This window comes from Pseudomonas sp. MPB03 (assembly GCF_046605385.1).
Classification (GTDB): Bacteria; Pseudomonadota; Gammaproteobacteria; order Pseudomonadales; family Pseudomonadaceae; genus Aquipseudomonas; species Aquipseudomonas zanjanensis.
In genome coordinates this window covers 6050679-6065595 of record NZ_CP176770.1, presented here as the reverse complement: position 1 = coordinate 6065595, position 14917 = coordinate 6050679, and the positions used below count along the sequence as shown (strand labels likewise).

The window sequence follows — 14917 nt, the reverse complement described above, 5'->3', positions numbered from 1 at the left end:
AATGTTGCAACCAAAGCGTACGAAGTTCCGCAAGCAGATGACCGGCCACAACCGTGGCCTGGCATTGCGCGGTAGCAAAGTCAGCTTCGGCGAGTTCGCGCTGAAGTCTGTTGCTCGTGGTCGTCTCACCGCTCGTCAGATCGAGTCAGCGCGTCGTGCTCTGACCCGTCACGTAAAACGTGGCGGCAAGATCTGGATCCGTGTATTCCCGGACAAGCCTGTCACCAAGAAGCCACTCGAAGTTCGGATGGGTAAAGGTAAGGGTAACGTGGAGTACTGGGTTGCCCAGATTCAGCCAGGCAAAGTCCTGTATGAAATCGAGGGTGTTTCTGAAGAGCTGGCGCGTGAGGCTTTCGCCCTGGCTGCTGCAAAGCTGCCGCTCGCCACCTCCTTTGTTAAACGGACGGTGATGTGATGAAAGCGAATGAACTTCGTGAAAAATCAGCACAGCAGCTGAACGAGCAACTGCTCGGCCTGCTGCGCGACCAGTTCAATCTGCGTATGCAGAAAGCAACTGGCCAGTTGGGGCAGTCTCATCTGCTCTCGCAAGTTAAGCGTGACATCGCTCGCGTGAAAACTGTGCTCAACCAGCAGGCAGGTAAGTAATCATGGCTGAAGCCGAAAAAACTGTCCGTACGCTGACTGGCCGTGTTGTCAGCGACAAGATGGACAAAACCATCACCGTTCTGATCGAGCGTCGCGTTAAGCACCCGATCTACGGTAAATACGTTAAGCGTTCGACTAAGCTGCACGCGCACGACGAAACCAATCAGTGCCACATCGGCGACAAAGTCACTATTCGTGAAACTCGTCCTTTGGCCAAGACCAAGTCTTGGGCGCTGGTTGATGTTCTCGAACGCGCTGTGGAAGTCTAAGGACTAGGGGTCGGAGAAATTATATGATTCAGACTCAATCCATGCTCGATGTGGCCGATAACAGCGGCGCTCGCCGTGTTATGTGCATCAAGGTGCTGGGTGGCTCCCATCGTCGTTACGCTGGTATCGGTGACATCATCAAGGTTACCGTCAAGGAAGCAATTCCTCGCGGTAAGGTGAAAAAAGGCCAAGTGATGACTGCTGTCGTAGTCCGCACTCGCCATGGCGTTCGTCGTGCTGACGGCTCCATCATCCGCTTTGATGGCAACGCTGCTGTTCTGTTGAACAACAAGCAAGAGCCGATCGGCACCCGTATCTTTGGGCCAGTGACGCGTGAACTTCGTACTGAGAAGTTCATGAAGATCGTCTCGCTCGCCCCAGAAGTGCTGTAAGGAGATCCGACATGCAAAAGATTCGTCGTGACGACGAGATCATCGTGATCGCCGGCAAAGACAAAGGTAAGCGCGGTAAGGTGCTTAAGGTTCTCGCTAACAACCGTTTGGTTGTTGGCGGTCTGAACCTGGTCAAGCGTCATACCAAGCCTAACCCGATGTCGGGCGTGCAGGGCGGTATCGTCGAAAAAGAAGCTCCGCTGGATGCTTCTAACGTCGCCATTTTCAACGGCGAAACCAACAAGGCTGACCGCGTTGGTTTCAAAGTAGAAGACGGCAAGAAAATTCGTGTCTTCAAGTCGACCCAAAAAGCGGTTGATGCTTGAACACTGCTAGGTAGATGAGACCATGGCACGACTAAAAGAGATTTACCGGAAGGAAATCGCACCGAAACTTAAGGAAGAACTTAAGCTTTCGAACGTGATGGAAGTTCCGCGCGTTACCAAAATCACCCTGAACATGGGTCTGGGCGAAGCGATCGGCGACAAAAAAGTCATCGAGCACGCTGTTGCTGACCTGGAAAAGATCACCGGTCAGAAAGTCGTCGTGACTTACGCTCGGAAATCCATCGCTGGCTTTAAAGTCCGTGAAGGTTGGCCGATCGGCGTCAAAGTGACCCTGCGCCGTGAGCGTATGTACGAGTTCCTGGATCGTCTGCTGTCGATCTCCCTGCCTCGGGTTCGCGACTTCCGCGGCCTGAATGCCAAGTCCTTCGATGGTCGTGGCAACTACAGCATGGGCGTTAAAGAGCAGATCATTTTCCCGGAAATCGATTACGACAAGATCGATGCTCTCCGCGGTCTGGACATTACCCTGACCACCACTGCTCGGACGGATGACGAAGGTCGCGCACTGCTGCGCGCTTTCAAATTCCCGTTCCGCAACTGATTGGAGTAGGAAAATGGCCAAGAAGAGCATGAAGAACCGTGAGCTGAAGCGTCAGCTCACCGTTGCCAAGTACGCCACCAAGCGTGCAGCGCTGAAAGCTATCATCGTGGATCTGAACGCAAGTCCAGAAGCGCGTTGGGAAGCTACCGTAGCCCTGCAGAAGCAGCCACGTGACGCAAGCGCCTCGCGCATGCGTAACCGCTGCCGCCTGACTGGTCGTCCGCACGGCGTGTACCGCAAGTTCGGCCTTGGCCGTAACATGTTGCGTCAAGCTGCAATGCGTGGTGACGTTCCAGGTCTGGTCAAAGCCAGCTGGTAAGCACTGTCAAAGTCACGGCGTTCGAGGTCGCAAGATCCTGACCGCCGGTGACCTTGAACTTGAATCAAGCCCCTATTGGGGCTTGATTCATTTGTGGGGTGTGTCTAGAATACCCGGCTCGCCTGAGCCCGTGTTTTTATTGCGCGGATGCGCTCGGCGACACGTACTAGCCGAAAGGCTAATTTTTTGTGTATTAGGAGCGTCTAGCCCATGAGTATGCAGGACCCGTTAGCGGACATGCTAACTCGTATCCGTAATGCCCAGATGGCTGAAAAGTCCGTCGTAAGCATGCCATCTTCCACGTTGAAGGTAGCTGTTGCCAAAGTCCTGAAGGACGAAGGTTACATTGCGGGTTATCAGATCAGCAGCGAAATCAAGCCTCTGCTGTCCATCGAGCTGAAGTACTTCGAAGGCCGTCCGGTCATCGAGGAAGTGAAGCGCGTTAGCCGTCCAGGCCTGCGTCAGTACAAGTCCGTCGATGATCTGCCAAAAGTTCGTGGCGGTCTCGGTGTGTCTATCGTCTCCACCAACAAGGGTGTGATGACGGATCGTGCTGCGCGCGCTGCCGGTGTCGGCGGCGAAGTTCTTTGCACTGTGTTCTAAGGGGGGATAAGCATGTCACGCGTCGCTAAGAACCCCGTTAAGCTGCCAGCCGGTGTCGAAGTCAAATTCGCAGGCCAACAGCTTTCGGTGAAGGGTGCCAAGGGCACTCTGCAACTGAACATCCATTCGTCCGTCGAGATCGTTGAAGAAGCTGGTGAGCTGCGTTTCGCTGCTCGCAATGGCGATCAACAGACTCGCGCAATGGCTGGTACCACTCGTGCGTTGGTAAACAACATGGTCCAAGGCGTAAGCCAAGGCTTCGAGCGCAAGCTCCAGCTGGTCGGTGTTGGTTACAAGGCGCAAGCAAAAGGCACAGTGCTGAACCTGGCTCTTGGCTTCTCGCATCCAGTGGATTATGAACTGCCGGAAGGCATCACCGCTGAGACTCCTAGCCAGACCGATATCCTGATCAAGGGCATCGACAAGCAGCTGGTAGGTCAAGTGGCCGCCGAGATCCGCGACTTCCGTCCACCAGAGCCGTACAAAGGCAAAGGTGTGCGCTACGCGGACGAAGTCGTCCGTCGTAAAGAAGCCAAGAAGAAGTAGGGCATAGCAAATGACCGACAAAAAAGTTACTCGACTGCGTCGCGCTCGCAAAGCACGCCTGAAAATGCACGAACTCGAAGTCGTGCGTCTCTGCGTGTTCCGCTCGTCGCAGCACATCTACGCCCAGGTCATTTCGGCCGACGGCAACAAAGTCCTGGCAAGTGCCTCGACTTTGGATAAAGAACTGCGTGATGGCGCCACTGGCAACATCGACGCGGCCACTAAGGTTGGCCAGCTGGTCGCTACGCGTGCTAAAGCCGCTGGCGTCTCGCAGGTGGCTTTCGACCGCTCTGGCTTCAAGTACCACGGTCGCGTCAAGGCGCTGGCTGATGCTGCTCGTGAAGCTGGGCTGGAGTTCTAAGTTATGTCAAATAACGACCAAAAGCGCGACGAAGGCTACATCGAGAAGCTGGTTCAAGTTAACCGCGTAGCCAAAACCGTTAAAGGCGGCCGTATCTTCACTTTCACTGCGTTGACCGTAGTGGGTGATGGTAAAGGCCGTGTTGGCTTCGGCCGTGGCAAGTCGCGTGAAGTGCCTGCTGCGATCCAGAAGGCAATGGAAGCTGCTCGCCGCAACATGATCCAGGTTGATCTGAACGGCACCACTCTGCAGTACGCAATGAAGTCCGCCCATGGCGCTTCGAAGGTGTACATGCAGCCTGCTTCTGAAGGTACCGGTATCATCGCTGGCGGCGCTATGCGTGCTGTCCTCGAAGTTGCTGGCGTTCAGAACGTTCTGGCCAAGTGCTACGGCTCGACTAACCCGGTAAACGTGGTTCACGCCACTTTCAAGGGTTTGAAAGCAATGCAGTCTCCTGAATCCATTGCCGCCAAGCGTGGCAAAAGCGTCAAGGAGATCTTCTGATCATGGCTACCGTAAAAGTTACGCTGATCAAAAGCATGACCGGCCGCATCCCTAACCACAAACTGTGCGTTAAGGGTCTGGGTCTGCGTCGCATCGGTCACACTGTAGAAGTCCTGGATACTCCCGAGAATCGCGGGATGATCAACAAGGCTTACTACATGCTGCGTGTCGAGGGTTAATCGATGAAACTCAATGATCTGAGTCCAGCGCCGGGTTCCCGTCGCGAAAAGCATCGTCCGGGCCGTGGTATCGGTAGTGGTTTGGGCAAGACCGGTGGCCGCGGCCACAAAGGTCAGACCTCCCGCTCCGGTGGCACCATTGCTCCAGGCTTTGAAGGCGGTCAACAGCCGCTGCATCGTCGCCTGCCGAAGTTCGGTTTCGTTTCCCTGAAAGCCATGGACCGCGCAGAAGTGCGTCTGTCCGAGCTGGCCAAAGTGGACGGCGACATCGTCACCGTGCAGTCCCTGAAGGATGCCAACGTGATCAACCAGAACGTTCAGCGTGTGAAAATCATGCTGTCGGGCGAAGTTGCTCGTGCTGTCACCATCGGAAAGGGAATCGGCGCCACCAAAGGTGCGCGTGCGGCTATCGAAGCAGCTGGCGGCAAGTTCGAGGAATAAATGGCTAAGCAAGGTGCTCTCTCTGCGCTCGGCAAAGGCGGTATGTCTGAACTCTGGGCTCGTCTGCGTTTTCTGTTCCTGGCGATTATCGTCTACCGAATAGGCGCACACATCCCGGTTCCAGGTATCAACCCGGACCGACTCGCGGACCTGTTTCGACAGAATGAGGGGACCATTCTTAGCTTGTTCAACATGTTTTCCGGCGGCGCGCTGGAGCGGATGAGCATCTTTGCACTGGGGATCATGCCGTACATTTCGGCATCGATCATCATGCAACTGATGTCCGCCGTCAGCCCGCAGCTGGAGCAGTTGAAGAAGGAAGGTGAAGCTGGCCGTCGCAAGATCAGCCAGTACACCCGCTACCTCACTGTCGTCCTCGCTCTCGTCCAGGCCGTTGGCATGTCCATCGGCTTGGCGGGGCAGGGCGTAGCGTTCACTGGTGACTTTGGCTTCCATTTCGTTGCGGTAACCACTTTTGTGGCGGGCGCGATGTTCATGATGTGGCTGGGTGAGCAGATTACTGAGCGTGGTGTTGGCAACGGTATCTCGATGTTGATCTTCGCAGGTATCGTCGCCGGTCTTCCGAGAGCGATCGGGCAGTCTTTCGAGTCTGCGCGTCAGGGTGATATCAACATCTTCGCCCTGGTTGCCATCGGTTTGCTGGCAGTAGCGATTATCGGTTTCGTGGTGTTCATTGAGCGTGGCCAGCGTCGTATTGCTGTTCACTACGCCAAGCGTCAGCAGGGCCGCAAGGTGTTTGCTGCGCAGACCAGCCACTTGCCGTTGAAGGTGAACATGGCCGGCGTTATCCCGGCTATTTTCGCGAGCAGCATCTTGCTGTTCCCGGCTTCGTTGGGTGCCTGGTTCGGCCAGTCTGAAGGTATGGGCTGGTTGCAGGACATCTCGCAGTCGATCGCTCCTGGTCAGCCGTTGAATATTCTGCTGTTTAGTGCAGGGATTATTTTCTTCTGCTTCTTCTATACGGCGTTGATGTTCAATCCGAAAGACGTAGCGGAAAACCTGAAGAAGTCCGGTGCCTTTATTCCGGGCATCCGTCCAGGTGAGCAGTCGGCGCGCTACATTGATGGCGTTCTGACTCGTTTGACCTTGTTCGGTGCTCTTTACATGACGGCCGTCTGCTTGCTTCCCCAGTTCCTGGTGGTTGCGGCAAACGTACCGTTCTACCTTGGCGGGACCTCGTTGCTGATCGTGGTCGTGGTTGTGATGGACTTCATGTCCCAAGTACAATCGCACCTCGTTTCGCACCAGTACGAATCCCTGATGAAGAAAGCCAACCTGAAGGGCTACGGCAGCGGCATGTTGCGCTGAGTAGCGTCCATAAGGTTCGAGGAGTTGGTGATGAAAGTTCGTGCATCGGTGAAAAAGCTGTGCCGTAACTGCAAGATTATTCGCCGCGAAGGTGTTGTTCGGGTAATTTGCAGCGCGGAACCGCGTCACAAACAGCGCCAAGGCTGAGTGTGATTGTGCTTTAAGCCCGGCAGCTAGTGCGCTGCCGGGTTGATTATTTGTTATTACAGCGATATTATCTCGCGCCCTATTTCTTGGCTTCCGGGGCGTAGGTAGCTGTCAATTGGAGTCCCACTGAATGGCCCGTATTGCAGGCGTCAACATTCCAGATAACAAGCATACTGTTATCTCGCTGACCTACATCTATGGTGTTGGTCGCACTACTGCGCAGAAAATTTGTGCAGTGGCTGGGGTCAACCCAGCGGCAAAGATCAAAGATCTGAGCGACGAGCAGATCGAACAGCTGCGTGGCGAAGTGGCGAAGTTCACCACTGAAGGTGACCTGCGTCGCGAAATCAACATGAAAATCAAGCGCTTGATGGACCTCGGTTGCTATCGCGGTCTGCGTCATCGTCGTGGTCTGCCAGTACGCGGTCAGCGTACCAAGACCAACGCGCGTACCCGTAAAGGTCCGCGTAAGCCGATCCGCAAGTAATCGCCCCAGCGAATCGACAGGAATTTAATCATGGCAAAACCTGCTGCTCGTCCTCGTAAAAAAGTTAAAAAGACAGTGGTTGATGGCATCGCCCACATCCATGCTTCTTTTAACAACACCATCGTGACCATTACCGACCGTCAAGGTAACGCTCTTTCCTGGGCTACCTCCGGTGGTTCGGGTTTCCGCGGTTCCCGCAAGTCCACCCCGTTCGCTGCTCAAGTAGCTGCTGAGCGTGCTGGTCAAGCTGCGCTGGAATACGGCCTGAAAAACCTCGACGTCAACGTCAAGGGTCCAGGTCCAGGTCGTGAATCCGCAGTCCGCGCTTTGAACGGCTGTGGCTACAAGATCGCCAGCATCACCGACGTGACGCCAATCCCGCACAACGGGTGCCGTCCGCCGAAGAAGCGCCGCGTGTAATCCAGGAGATTGTAAAGAATGGCTCGTTACATTGGTCCAAAATGCAAACTCGCTCGTCGCGAAGGCACCGATCTTTTTCTGAAGAGCGGCGTGCGCGCGATCGAATCGAAGTGCAACATTGAAGCAGCACCTGGTATCCACGGCCAACGCCGCGGTCGCCAGTCCGACTACGGCACCCAACTGCGTGAAAAGCAGAAGGTCCGTCGTATCTACGGCGTTCTCGAGCGTCAATTCAGCGGCTACTACAAAGAAGCAGCTGGCAAGAAAGGCGCAACCGGCGAAAACCTGTTGCAACTGCTCGAATGCCGTCTGGACAACGTTGTATACCGTATGGGTTTCGGTTCTACTCGTGCCGAATCCCGTCAGCTGGTATCGCACAAGTCGATCAGCGTTAACGGTCAGACCGTAAACGTTCCGTCCTACCAGGTTCGTGCTGGTGACGTGGTTGCTGTTCGCGAGAAAGCAAAGAACCAACTTCGCATTGTCCAAGCTCTCGATCTGTGTGCCCAACGTGGCCGCGTAGAATGGGTAGAAGTAGACACTGAGAAGAAGTCGGGCGTTTTCAAGAACGTTCCTGCTCGCAGTGATCTGTCCGCCGACATCAACGAAAGCCTGATTGTCGAGCTCTACTCCAAGTAAGGGCTAGAAAATAGGTGCATCCATGCAGATTTCGGTAAATGAGTTCCTGACACCCCGCCATATTGATGTGCAGGTTGTCAGTCCAACCCGCGCCAAGATCACGCTCGAGCCTCTCGAGCGTGGTTTCGGCCACACCCTGGGCAACGCGCTGCGCCGCATCCTGTTGTCCTCAATGCCCGGCTGTGCAGTAGTCGAGGCCGAGATTGACGGTGTGCTCCACGAGTACAGCGCCATCGAAGGTGTACAGGAAGACGTAATTGAAATCCTGTTGAACCTTAAAGGTCTGGCTATCAAGCTGCACGGTCGTGACGAAGTTACGCTGACCTTGTCGAAGAAGGGTTCGGGGGTGGTTACCGCTGCCGATATTCAGCTGGATCATGATGTCGAGATCGTTAACCCCGATCACGTAATCGCTAACCTGGCGTCTAACGGCGCCCTGAACATGAAGCTCACCGTAGCTCGTGGTCGTGGTTATGAACCGGCAGACTCGCGTCAGAGCGATGAAGACGAAAGCCGCAGCATCGGTCGCTTGCAGCTTGACTCTTCGTTCAGCCCGGTTCGCCGTATCGCATACGTGGTGGAAAACGCCCGTGTCGAACAGCGTACCAACCTGGACAAGCTGGTTATTGATCTGGAAACCAACGGTACCCTGGATCCTGAAGAGGCTATCCGCCGCGCTGCAACCATCCTGCAACAGCAGTTGGCTGCGTTCGTCGACCTCAAGGGTGACAGTGAGCCAGTGGTTGTCGAGCAGGAAGACGAGATCGATCCGATCCTGCTTCGCCCGGTTGACGATCTGGAACTGACTGTACGTTCGGCTAACTGCCTTAAGGCGGAAAACATCTACTACATCGGCGACCTGATTCAGCGTACCGAAGTAGAGCTGTTGAAGACTCCGAACCTTGGCAAGAAATCCTTGACTGAAATCAAGGACGTTCTGGCCTCCCGCGGTCTGTCCCTCGGCATGCGCCTCGACAACTGGCCGCCTGCAAGTCTTAAGAAGGACGACAAGGCGACTGCCTGATCGTCGTAATCACCGAACGTTGTGTTTGGTAAGGAATGAACCATGCGTCATCGTAAAAGTGGTCGTCACCTGAGCCGCACCAGCTCGCACCGCAAGGCCATGTTCCAAAACATGGCGGTGTCGCTGTTCGAGCACGAGCTGATCAAAACTACACTGCCGAAAGCCAAAGAACTGCGTCGCGTTGCTGAGCCGCTGATCACTCTGGCCAAGACAGATAGCCTGGCTAACCGCCGTCTGGCTTTCGACCGTACTCGTTCGAAAGCTATCGTTGGTAAGCTCTTCAACGACCTGGGCAAGCGTTACGCTACCCGTGAGGGTGGCTACCTGCGCATCCTCAAGTGCGGTTTCCGCGCTGGCGACAACGCGCCTATGGCGTACGTCGAGTTGGTTGATCGTGCTACCAGCGGTGAAGCTGTATCCGCTGAGTAAGTCGGCAACATACAAAAAACCGGGCCTTGTGCCCGGTTTTTTGTTGCCTTGAGAAAAGCCGGTAGGCCGTTTCGTCTCGCTTGGCTATCGGCAAGTGGTCAGTCTTAGATAATGACTATCGATGTCCATGATTTAATGAATTTGGATACTGTCACTAACATGATCGATACTCCTTTCCAGCCGATTAGCCGGCAGTTCGAAGACCGACCTAGGAAGATTGAGCATGAGCCAGATCAAAACGCTTACGACCGCCAGCGGCGCTCCAGTCGCCGATAACCAGAACTCTCGCTCCGCCGGTCCGCGCGGCCCGCTGCTGCTCGACGACTTTCACTTGATCGAGAAGCTTGCTCACTTCAACCGCGAGAACATCCCCGAGCGTCGTGTGCATGCCAAAGGGTCGGGCGCCTACGGCACCTTTACCGTCACCCAGGACATCACCCAGTACACCAGCGCCAAATTGTTCGAGTCGATCGGCAAGCAGACGCCCACCTTCCTGCGGTTTTCCACCGTGGGTGGCGAGCGTGGTTCGGCCGACACTGAACGCGATCCGCGCGGTTTCGCCTTGAAGTTCTATACCGAGGAAGGCAACTGGGACATCGTCGGCAACAACACGCCGGTATTCTTCATCCGTGATCCATTGAAGTTTCCAGATTTCATCCACACCCAGAAGCGTCTGCCGCAAAGCAACCTGAAAAGTGCCCAGGCGATGTGGGATTTCTGGTCGCATTCGCCTGAAGCGCTGCACCAGGTCACCATCCTGTTTTCTGACCGCGGTATTCCAGATGGCTACCGCCACATGCACGGCTTCGGCAGCCATACCTACAGCCTGATCAATGCACAGGGTGAGCGGCACTGGGTGAAGTGGCACTACAAGACCTTGCAAGGCATCAAGAACCTCGCGCCAGCAGAGGCGGCACGCCTGGCGGGCACCGACCCGGATTACGCCCAGCGTGACCTGTTCGAGGCCATCGAGCGCGGTGACTTCCCGAAATGGCGCGTCTGCATCCAGATCATGAGCGAGGACCAGGCCGCGGCGCATTACGAGAACCCGTTCGACGTGACCAAGACCTGGTCGCAGAAAGAATTCCCGTTGATCGAAGTGGGCGAACTCGAACTCAACCGTAACCCGCTGAACTACTTCGCTGAAGTCGAGCAGGCGGCATTTGGTCCGAGCAACATGGTGCCAGGGGTTGGCCTCTCGCCGGATCGAATGCTGCAGGGCCGTGTCTTCGCCTACGCCGATGCCCACCGCTACCGTGTGGGCACCAATCACCAGCAATTGCCGGTGAATGCGCCACGTAGTCCGGTCAACACCTACCAGCGCGACGGCGCCATGGCGGTTGGCAGCAATGGCGGGGCGGCACCGAACTACGAGCCCAACAGCTATGTAGAGACGCCGAAGCAGGCCCCGCGTTACGCGGAGCCGGCGCTGGCCCTCAGTGGCGCGGCGGATCGTTATGACCATCGCGAAGACACCGACTACTACAGCCATGCCGGTGCGCTGTTCCGCTTGATGAACGATGAGCAGAAAGCCCTGCTGATCAATAATATCGCTGGCGCGATGGGCGGTGTCTCGGCGGACGTAGTGGACCGTCAACTGCAGCATTTCTACAAAGCAGATACTGCTTATGGAGAAGGTATCGCGAAGGCGTTGGGCGTAGCGCTTAACTAAGTCTAAACGAGAAGCAGAACCGCCCTCATTAGGGCGGTTTTTGCGTTATTTAGCTTGGTTTTCTCAGATTTTCTTCGCTTTTATTGCGTTGAGGCAGTGACCTTGCGGTCAGCTTGGTTCAAACTACAACCTTTAAAAGCTTGTGGAGATGTAGGGCGATGCAAGGTCACCCAGACGTAATCGATTACCTCAACACGTTGCTGACCGGCGAGCTGGCAGCCCGTGATCAATATTTCATCCATTCGCGGATGTACGAGGATTGGGGTTTTACCGAGCTCTACGAACGTATCAACCACGAGATGGAAGAAGAGACCCAGCACGCCGATGCACTGATGCGCCGGATCCTGATGCTCGAAGGTACACCGCGCATGCGTGCCGATGACCTGGATGTCGGGACCACCGTACCGGACATGCTCGCCGCCGACCTGCGCCTGGAATACAAAGTCCGCGCTGCGCTGTGCAAAGGCATCGAACTCTGCGAGCAGCACAACGACTATGTGACCCGCGAGATCTTGCGTATCCAGCTCAACGACACCGAAGAAGATCACACTTACTGGCTGGAAAAGCAGTTGGGGTTGATCAAGCTGATCGGGTTGGAGAACTACCTGCAATCGCAGTTCTGATGTATCCATTGTGGGAGCGAGCTTGCTCGCGATAGCGGTGGATCAGCCAGCAAAAACGTGACTGATATACCGCTATCGTCGGATCGCCGCCCGGAGCAAGCTCGCTCCCACAGGGAAACAACAAAAAGCCCCTGCCATCGATGAGATGGCAGGGGCTTTTTCGTGCCCGGGGTGAAATCAGTCCCGATCACGCTCCAGTAGCGGCTTGAGGTAGTAACCCGTGTGGGACTGCTTCATCTCGGCCACTTGTTCCGGCGTCCCCACGGCGATGATCTGGCCACCTTTGGAACCGCCTTCCGGCCCCAGGTCCACCAGCCAGTCGGCGGTCTTGATCACGTCCAGGTTGTGTTCGATCACCACCACGGTGTTGCCGTGGTCGCGGAGGCGGTGCAGCACGTCGAGCAATTGCTGGATATCGGCGAAGTGCAGGCCGGTGGTCGGCTCGTCGAGGATGTACAAGGTCTTGCCGGTATCGCGCTTGGACAGCTCGCGGGACAACTTGACCCGCTGGGCTTCACCGCCAGACAAGGTCGTCGCCGACTGCCCCAGCTTGATGTACGAAAGCCCTACATCCATCAACGTCTGGAGCTTGCGGGCCAGGGCCGGTACCGCGTCGAAGAACGCCCGGGCCTCTTCGATGGTCATCTCCAAGGTTTCGTGGATGTTCTTGCCCTTGTATTTGATCTCCAGGGTTTCGCGGTTGTAGCGCTTGCTCTTGCACACGTCGCACGGCACGTAGATGTCGGGCAGGAAGTGCATTTCCACCTTGATCAGGCCATCGCCCTGGCAGGCCTCGCAGCGCCCGCCCTTGACGTTGAACGAGAAACGCCCCGGGCCGTAGCCCCGTGAACGGGACTCCGGCACGCCGGCGAACAGTTCGCGGATCGGGGTGAACAGCCCGGTATAGGTCGCCGGGTTGGAGCGCGGTGTGCGGCCAATCGGGCTTTGGTCGATGTCGACCACCTTGTCCAGGTGCTCCAGGCCCTTGATGCTGTCGTGGGCGGCCGCTTCCAGGGTGGTGGCGCCGTTCAGGGCCGTGGCGCTGAGGGGGAACAAGGTGTTGTTGATCAGCGTCGACTTGCCGGAGCCAGACACGCCAGTGACACAGGTCAGCAGGCCGATGGGGATTTCCAGGTCGACGTTGCGCAGGTTGTTGCCGCGAGCCCCCTTGAGGGTCAGCGACAGCTTCTTGTTGCGCGGCGTGCGCTTGGCCGGGACCTTGATCTTGACCCGGCCCGACAGGTATTTGCCCGTCAACGAGTCAGGGTGCGCCATGACTTCGGCGGCGGTGCCCTGGGCGACGATGTGCCCGCCATGCACGCCTGCCCCCGGGCCGATGTCCACTACGTAGTCGGCCAAACGGATGGCGTCCTCGTCGTGCTCGACCACGATCACCGTGTTGCCGATGTCCCGCAGGTGCTTCAGGGTTCCGAGCAACCGGTCGTTATCTCGTTGGTGCAAGCCGATGGACGGCTCGTCGAGGATGTACATCACCCCCACCAGGCCGGCGCCGATCTGGCTGGCGAGGCGGATACGCTGGGCTTCGCCACCGGACAGGGTGTCGGCACTGCGGTCCAGGGTCAGGTAGTCCAGGCCGACGTTCACCAGGAACTGCAGGCGCTCGCGGATTTCCTTGAGGATCTTGTCGGCGATTTCGCCGCGACGGCCAGTAAGTTTCAGTCCACCGAAATAATCGGTGGCGTCGCCAATGGGCAAGTTGGTCACCGCCGGCAGCGTCTTCTCGCCGACCCACACATGCCGCGCTTCGCGACGTAGGCGCGTACCACGGCAATCGGGGCAGGGCTGGGTGCTGAGGAACTTGGCCAGTTCTTCGCGCACGCTGGCCGATTCGGTCTCGCGGTAGCGGCGCTCCAGGTTCGGCACGATGCCTTCGAACGGGTGGGAGCGCTTGACGATATCGCCGCGGTCATTGAGGTATTTGAAGTCGACGTTCTGCGAGCCGCTGCCGTGCAGGATGAATTTCTGCTGGTCGGCGGGCAATTCGTTGAACGGCTTGTCCAGGCTGAACTTGTAATGGGCCGCCAGCGAACCGAGCATCTGGAAGTAATAGACGTTGCGCCTGTCCCAGCCGCGAATCGCCCCTTCGGCCAGGGTCAGTTCGCCATTGACCAGTCGCTTGGTGTCGAAGAACTGCTTGACCCCCAGGCCGTCGCAGGTCGGGCAGGCGCCGGCCGGGTTGTTGAAGGAGAACAGCTTGGGTTCCAGCTCGCTGATGGCATGGCCGCAGATCGGGCAGGCGAAGCGTGCGGAGAAAATGATCTCTTCGCCGGGTTCGTCGTCCATCGGTGCGACCAGGGCGATGCCGTCGGCCAGTTTCAGCGCGGTCTCGAAGGACTCGGCCAGGCGCTGTTGCAAGTCGGCGCGGACCTTGAAGCGGTCAACCACCACATCGATCGAGTGCTTCTTCTGTTTATCCAGCTTCGGCAACTCGTCCAGTTCGCACAGCTTGCCGTTGACCCGGGCCCGCACGAAGCCCTGGGCGCGCAGCTCTTCGAAAACCATCAGGTGTTCGCCCTTGCGCTCGCGAATCACCGGCGCCAGCAACATCAGCTTGCTGCCTTCCGGCTGGGCCAGCACCAGGTCGACCATCTGGCTGACGGTCTGGGCTTCCAGGGGAATGTCGTGATCGGGGCAACGAGGAATACCGACCCGCGCATACAGCAAGCGCAGGTAATCGTAGATCTCGGTGATGGTGCCGACCGTCGACCGTGGGTTATGGGAGGTCGACTTCTGTTCGATGGAAATGGCCGGCGACAGGCCTTCGATGGTGTCGACGTCGGGTTTTTCCATCATCGACAGGAACTGCCGGGCGTAGGCCGACAGCGATTCGACATAGCGGCGCTGGCCTTCAGCGTACAGCGTGTCGAAGGCCAGGGATGACTTGCCGGATCCGGACAGGCCGGTGATGACGATCAGCTTGTCCCGTGGCAGGGTCAGGTCGATGTTCTTCAGGTTGTGGGTACGGGCCCCACGAATCAGGATCTTGTCCAAAGTGGCCTCGCTCGGCGGGCGTCGAAA

At 57.0% G+C, this 14917-nt stretch carries 23 protein-coding genes; 22 read left to right on the top strand and 1 reads right to left on the bottom strand.

Features of this window, described 5'->3' with window-relative positions:
* The first annotated feature begins 1 nt into the window (after position 1).
* The 22 genes from rplP to bfr all read left to right on the top strand — a co-directional run bounded on the left by rplP (position 2) and on the right by bfr (position 11878).
* Positions 2 to 415, top strand: a complete 414-nt coding sequence (rplP, locus tag ACLH0I_RS26465; RefSeq protein WP_003186052.1) for a 50S ribosomal protein L16 — start codon at positions 2 to 4, stop codon at positions 413 to 415.
* Positions 415 to 606 carry a 50S ribosomal protein L29 gene (rpmC, locus tag ACLH0I_RS26460; RefSeq protein WP_002555481.1) on the top strand — a complete coding sequence of 64 codons (192 nt, stop codon included), beginning with the start codon at positions 415 to 417 and terminating at the stop codon, positions 604 to 606. The genes rplP and rpmC overlap by 1 nt, the downstream gene beginning before the upstream one ends.
* 2 nt (positions 607 to 608) lie before the next feature.
* A complete protein-coding gene (rpsQ, locus tag ACLH0I_RS26455) occupies positions 609 to 875 on the top strand; it encodes a 30S ribosomal protein S17 (RefSeq protein WP_003176419.1) in 267 nt (88 codons plus the stop codon).
* Between the two features lie 23 nt (positions 876 to 898).
* Positions 899 to 1267 (top strand): 50S ribosomal protein L14, encoded by a 369-nt coding sequence (rplN, locus tag ACLH0I_RS26450; RefSeq protein WP_002555479.1) that lies wholly within the window; start codon positions 899 to 901, stop codon positions 1265 to 1267.
* Between the two features lie 11 nt (positions 1268 to 1278).
* Positions 1279 to 1593 carry a 50S ribosomal protein L24 gene (gene rplX, locus ACLH0I_RS26445; RefSeq protein WP_186546713.1) on the top strand — a complete coding sequence of 105 codons (315 nt, stop codon included), beginning with the start codon at positions 1279 to 1281 and terminating at the stop codon, positions 1591 to 1593.
* Between the two features lie 22 nt (positions 1594 to 1615).
* A complete protein-coding gene (rplE, locus tag ACLH0I_RS26440) occupies positions 1616 to 2155 on the top strand; it encodes a 50S ribosomal protein L5 (RefSeq protein ID WP_003186044.1) in 540 nt (179 codons plus the stop codon).
* A 13-nt stretch (positions 2156 to 2168) separates the two neighbouring features.
* Entirely contained in the window at positions 2169 to 2474 is a 306-nt protein-coding gene (rpsN, locus tag ACLH0I_RS26435; RefSeq protein WP_003186042.1) for a 30S ribosomal protein S14, read from the top strand.
* A 210-nt stretch (positions 2475 to 2684) separates the two neighbouring features.
* Positions 2685 to 3077 carry a 30S ribosomal protein S8 gene (gene rpsH / locus ACLH0I_RS26430; RefSeq protein WP_003186040.1) on the top strand — a complete coding sequence of 131 codons (393 nt, stop codon included), beginning with the start codon at positions 2685 to 2687 and terminating at the stop codon, positions 3075 to 3077.
* Between the two features lie 12 nt (positions 3078 to 3089).
* Positions 3090 to 3623 (top strand): 50S ribosomal protein L6, encoded by a 534-nt coding sequence (gene rplF, locus ACLH0I_RS26425; RefSeq protein ID WP_003186039.1) that lies wholly within the window; start codon positions 3090 to 3092, stop codon positions 3621 to 3623.
* A gap of 10 nt (positions 3624 to 3633) precedes the next feature.
* Positions 3634 to 3984, top strand: coding sequence for a 50S ribosomal protein L18 (gene rplR, locus ACLH0I_RS26420; RefSeq protein WP_003186037.1), 351 nt, complete (start codon positions 3634 to 3636; stop codon positions 3982 to 3984).
* 3 nt (positions 3985 to 3987) lie between these two features.
* A complete protein-coding gene (gene rpsE / locus ACLH0I_RS26415) occupies positions 3988 to 4488 on the top strand; it encodes a 30S ribosomal protein S5 (protein WP_003186035.1) in 501 nt (166 codons plus the stop codon).
* 2 nt (positions 4489 to 4490) lie between these two features.
* A complete protein-coding gene (rpmD, locus tag ACLH0I_RS26410; RefSeq protein WP_003186033.1) occupies positions 4491 to 4667 on the top strand; it encodes a 50S ribosomal protein L30 in 177 nt (58 codons plus the stop codon).
* 3 nt (positions 4668 to 4670) lie between these two features.
* Complete coding sequence (gene rplO, locus ACLH0I_RS26405) at positions 4671 to 5108, top strand: 50S ribosomal protein L15 (protein ID WP_003186032.1); 438 nt, start codon at positions 4671 to 4673, stop codon at positions 5106 to 5108.
* Complete coding sequence (gene secY / locus ACLH0I_RS26400) at positions 5109 to 6437, top strand: preprotein translocase subunit SecY (protein ID WP_018612224.1); 1329 nt, start codon at positions 5109 to 5111, stop codon at positions 6435 to 6437.
* 30 nt (positions 6438 to 6467) lie between these two features.
* Positions 6468 to 6584, top strand: a complete 117-nt coding sequence (gene rpmJ / locus ACLH0I_RS26395; RefSeq protein ID WP_002555468.1) for a 50S ribosomal protein L36 — start codon at positions 6468 to 6470, stop codon at positions 6582 to 6584.
* Between the two features lie 130 nt (positions 6585 to 6714).
* The gene (gene rpsM, locus ACLH0I_RS26390; protein ID WP_003194635.1) at positions 6715 to 7071 is read left to right on the top strand and encodes a 30S ribosomal protein S13; all 357 of its coding nucleotides are present in this window, start codon (positions 6715 to 6717) and stop codon (positions 7069 to 7071) included.
* A gap of 30 nt (positions 7072 to 7101) precedes the next feature.
* Positions 7102 to 7491, top strand: a complete 390-nt coding sequence (rpsK, locus tag ACLH0I_RS26385; RefSeq protein WP_002555466.1) for a 30S ribosomal protein S11 — start codon at positions 7102 to 7104, stop codon at positions 7489 to 7491.
* 18 nt (positions 7492 to 7509) lie between these two features.
* The gene (gene rpsD / locus ACLH0I_RS26380) at positions 7510 to 8130 is read left to right on the top strand and encodes a 30S ribosomal protein S4 (protein ID WP_003176404.1); all 621 of its coding nucleotides are present in this window, start codon (positions 7510 to 7512) and stop codon (positions 8128 to 8130) included.
* A 22-nt stretch (positions 8131 to 8152) separates the two neighbouring features.
* Positions 8153 to 9154, top strand: coding sequence for a DNA-directed RNA polymerase subunit alpha (locus tag ACLH0I_RS26375; protein ID WP_003186012.1), 1002 nt, complete (start codon positions 8153 to 8155; stop codon positions 9152 to 9154).
* Positions 9155 to 9196: 42 nt separating this feature from the next.
* Positions 9197 to 9583, top strand: coding sequence for a 50S ribosomal protein L17 (gene rplQ / locus ACLH0I_RS26370; protein WP_003186009.1), 387 nt, complete (start codon positions 9197 to 9199; stop codon positions 9581 to 9583).
* Positions 9584 to 9806: 223 nt separating this feature from the next.
* Positions 9807 to 11255 (top strand): catalase, encoded by a 1449-nt coding sequence (locus tag ACLH0I_RS26365; RefSeq protein WP_411385777.1) that lies wholly within the window; start codon positions 9807 to 9809, stop codon positions 11253 to 11255.
* 158 nt (positions 11256 to 11413) lie between these two features.
* Positions 11414 to 11878: a bacterioferritin gene (bfr, locus tag ACLH0I_RS26360; protein ID WP_014340470.1), complete on the top strand. Its 465-nt coding sequence runs from the start codon at positions 11414 to 11416 to the stop codon at positions 11876 to 11878.
* A gap of 177 nt (positions 11879 to 12055) precedes the next feature.
* On the opposite strand, the gene uvrA is transcribed toward bfr, so the two are convergent.
* A complete protein-coding gene (gene uvrA / locus ACLH0I_RS26355; RefSeq protein ID WP_186729629.1) occupies positions 12056 to 14890 on the bottom strand; it encodes an excinuclease ABC subunit UvrA in 2835 nt (944 codons plus the stop codon).
* Positions 14891 to 14917: the final 27 nt, after the last annotated feature.

What these genes read in the sequence shown, in the direction of transcription:
- rplP (WP_003186052.1), top strand. Translation starts at nt 2, where the DNA reads ATGTTGCAACCAAAGCGTACGAAGTTCCGCAAGCAGATGACCGGCCAC.
- rpmC (WP_002555481.1), top strand. Translation starts at nt 415, where the DNA reads ATGAAAGCGAATGAACTTCGTGAAAAATCAGCACAGCAGCTGAACGAG.
- rpsQ (WP_003176419.1), top strand. Translation starts at nt 609, where the DNA reads ATGGCTGAAGCCGAAAAAACTGTCCGTACGCTGACTGGCCGTGTTGTC.
- rplN (WP_002555479.1), top strand. Translation starts at nt 899, where the DNA reads ATGATTCAGACTCAATCCATGCTCGATGTGGCCGATAACAGCGGCGCT.
- rplX (WP_186546713.1), top strand. Translation starts at nt 1,279, where the DNA reads ATGCAAAAGATTCGTCGTGACGACGAGATCATCGTGATCGCCGGCAAA.
- rplE (WP_003186044.1), top strand. Translation starts at nt 1,616, where the DNA reads ATGGCACGACTAAAAGAGATTTACCGGAAGGAAATCGCACCGAAACTT.
- rpsN (WP_003186042.1), top strand. Translation starts at nt 2,169, where the DNA reads ATGGCCAAGAAGAGCATGAAGAACCGTGAGCTGAAGCGTCAGCTCACC.
- rpsH (WP_003186040.1), top strand. Translation starts at nt 2,685, where the DNA reads ATGAGTATGCAGGACCCGTTAGCGGACATGCTAACTCGTATCCGTAAT.
- rplF (WP_003186039.1), top strand. Translation starts at nt 3,090, where the DNA reads ATGTCACGCGTCGCTAAGAACCCCGTTAAGCTGCCAGCCGGTGTCGAA.
- rplR (WP_003186037.1), top strand. Translation starts at nt 3,634, where the DNA reads ATGACCGACAAAAAAGTTACTCGACTGCGTCGCGCTCGCAAAGCACGC.
- rpsE (WP_003186035.1), top strand. Translation starts at nt 3,988, where the DNA reads ATGTCAAATAACGACCAAAAGCGCGACGAAGGCTACATCGAGAAGCTG.
- rpmD (WP_003186033.1), top strand. Translation starts at nt 4,491, where the DNA reads ATGGCTACCGTAAAAGTTACGCTGATCAAAAGCATGACCGGCCGCATC.
- rplO (WP_003186032.1), top strand. Translation starts at nt 4,671, where the DNA reads ATGAAACTCAATGATCTGAGTCCAGCGCCGGGTTCCCGTCGCGAAAAG.
- secY (WP_018612224.1), top strand. Translation starts at nt 5,109, where the DNA reads ATGGCTAAGCAAGGTGCTCTCTCTGCGCTCGGCAAAGGCGGTATGTCT.
- rpmJ (WP_002555468.1), top strand. Translation starts at nt 6,468, where the DNA reads ATGAAAGTTCGTGCATCGGTGAAAAAGCTGTGCCGTAACTGCAAGATT.
- rpsM (WP_003194635.1), top strand. Translation starts at nt 6,715, where the DNA reads ATGGCCCGTATTGCAGGCGTCAACATTCCAGATAACAAGCATACTGTT.
- rpsK (WP_002555466.1), top strand. Translation starts at nt 7,102, where the DNA reads ATGGCAAAACCTGCTGCTCGTCCTCGTAAAAAAGTTAAAAAGACAGTG.
- rpsD (WP_003176404.1), top strand. Translation starts at nt 7,510, where the DNA reads ATGGCTCGTTACATTGGTCCAAAATGCAAACTCGCTCGTCGCGAAGGC.
- ACLH0I_RS26375 (WP_003186012.1), top strand. Translation starts at nt 8,153, where the DNA reads ATGCAGATTTCGGTAAATGAGTTCCTGACACCCCGCCATATTGATGTG.
- rplQ (WP_003186009.1), top strand. Translation starts at nt 9,197, where the DNA reads ATGCGTCATCGTAAAAGTGGTCGTCACCTGAGCCGCACCAGCTCGCAC.
- ACLH0I_RS26365 (WP_411385777.1), top strand. Translation starts at nt 9,807, where the DNA reads ATGAGCCAGATCAAAACGCTTACGACCGCCAGCGGCGCTCCAGTCGCC.
- bfr (WP_014340470.1), top strand. Translation starts at nt 11,414, where the DNA reads ATGCAAGGTCACCCAGACGTAATCGATTACCTCAACACGTTGCTGACC.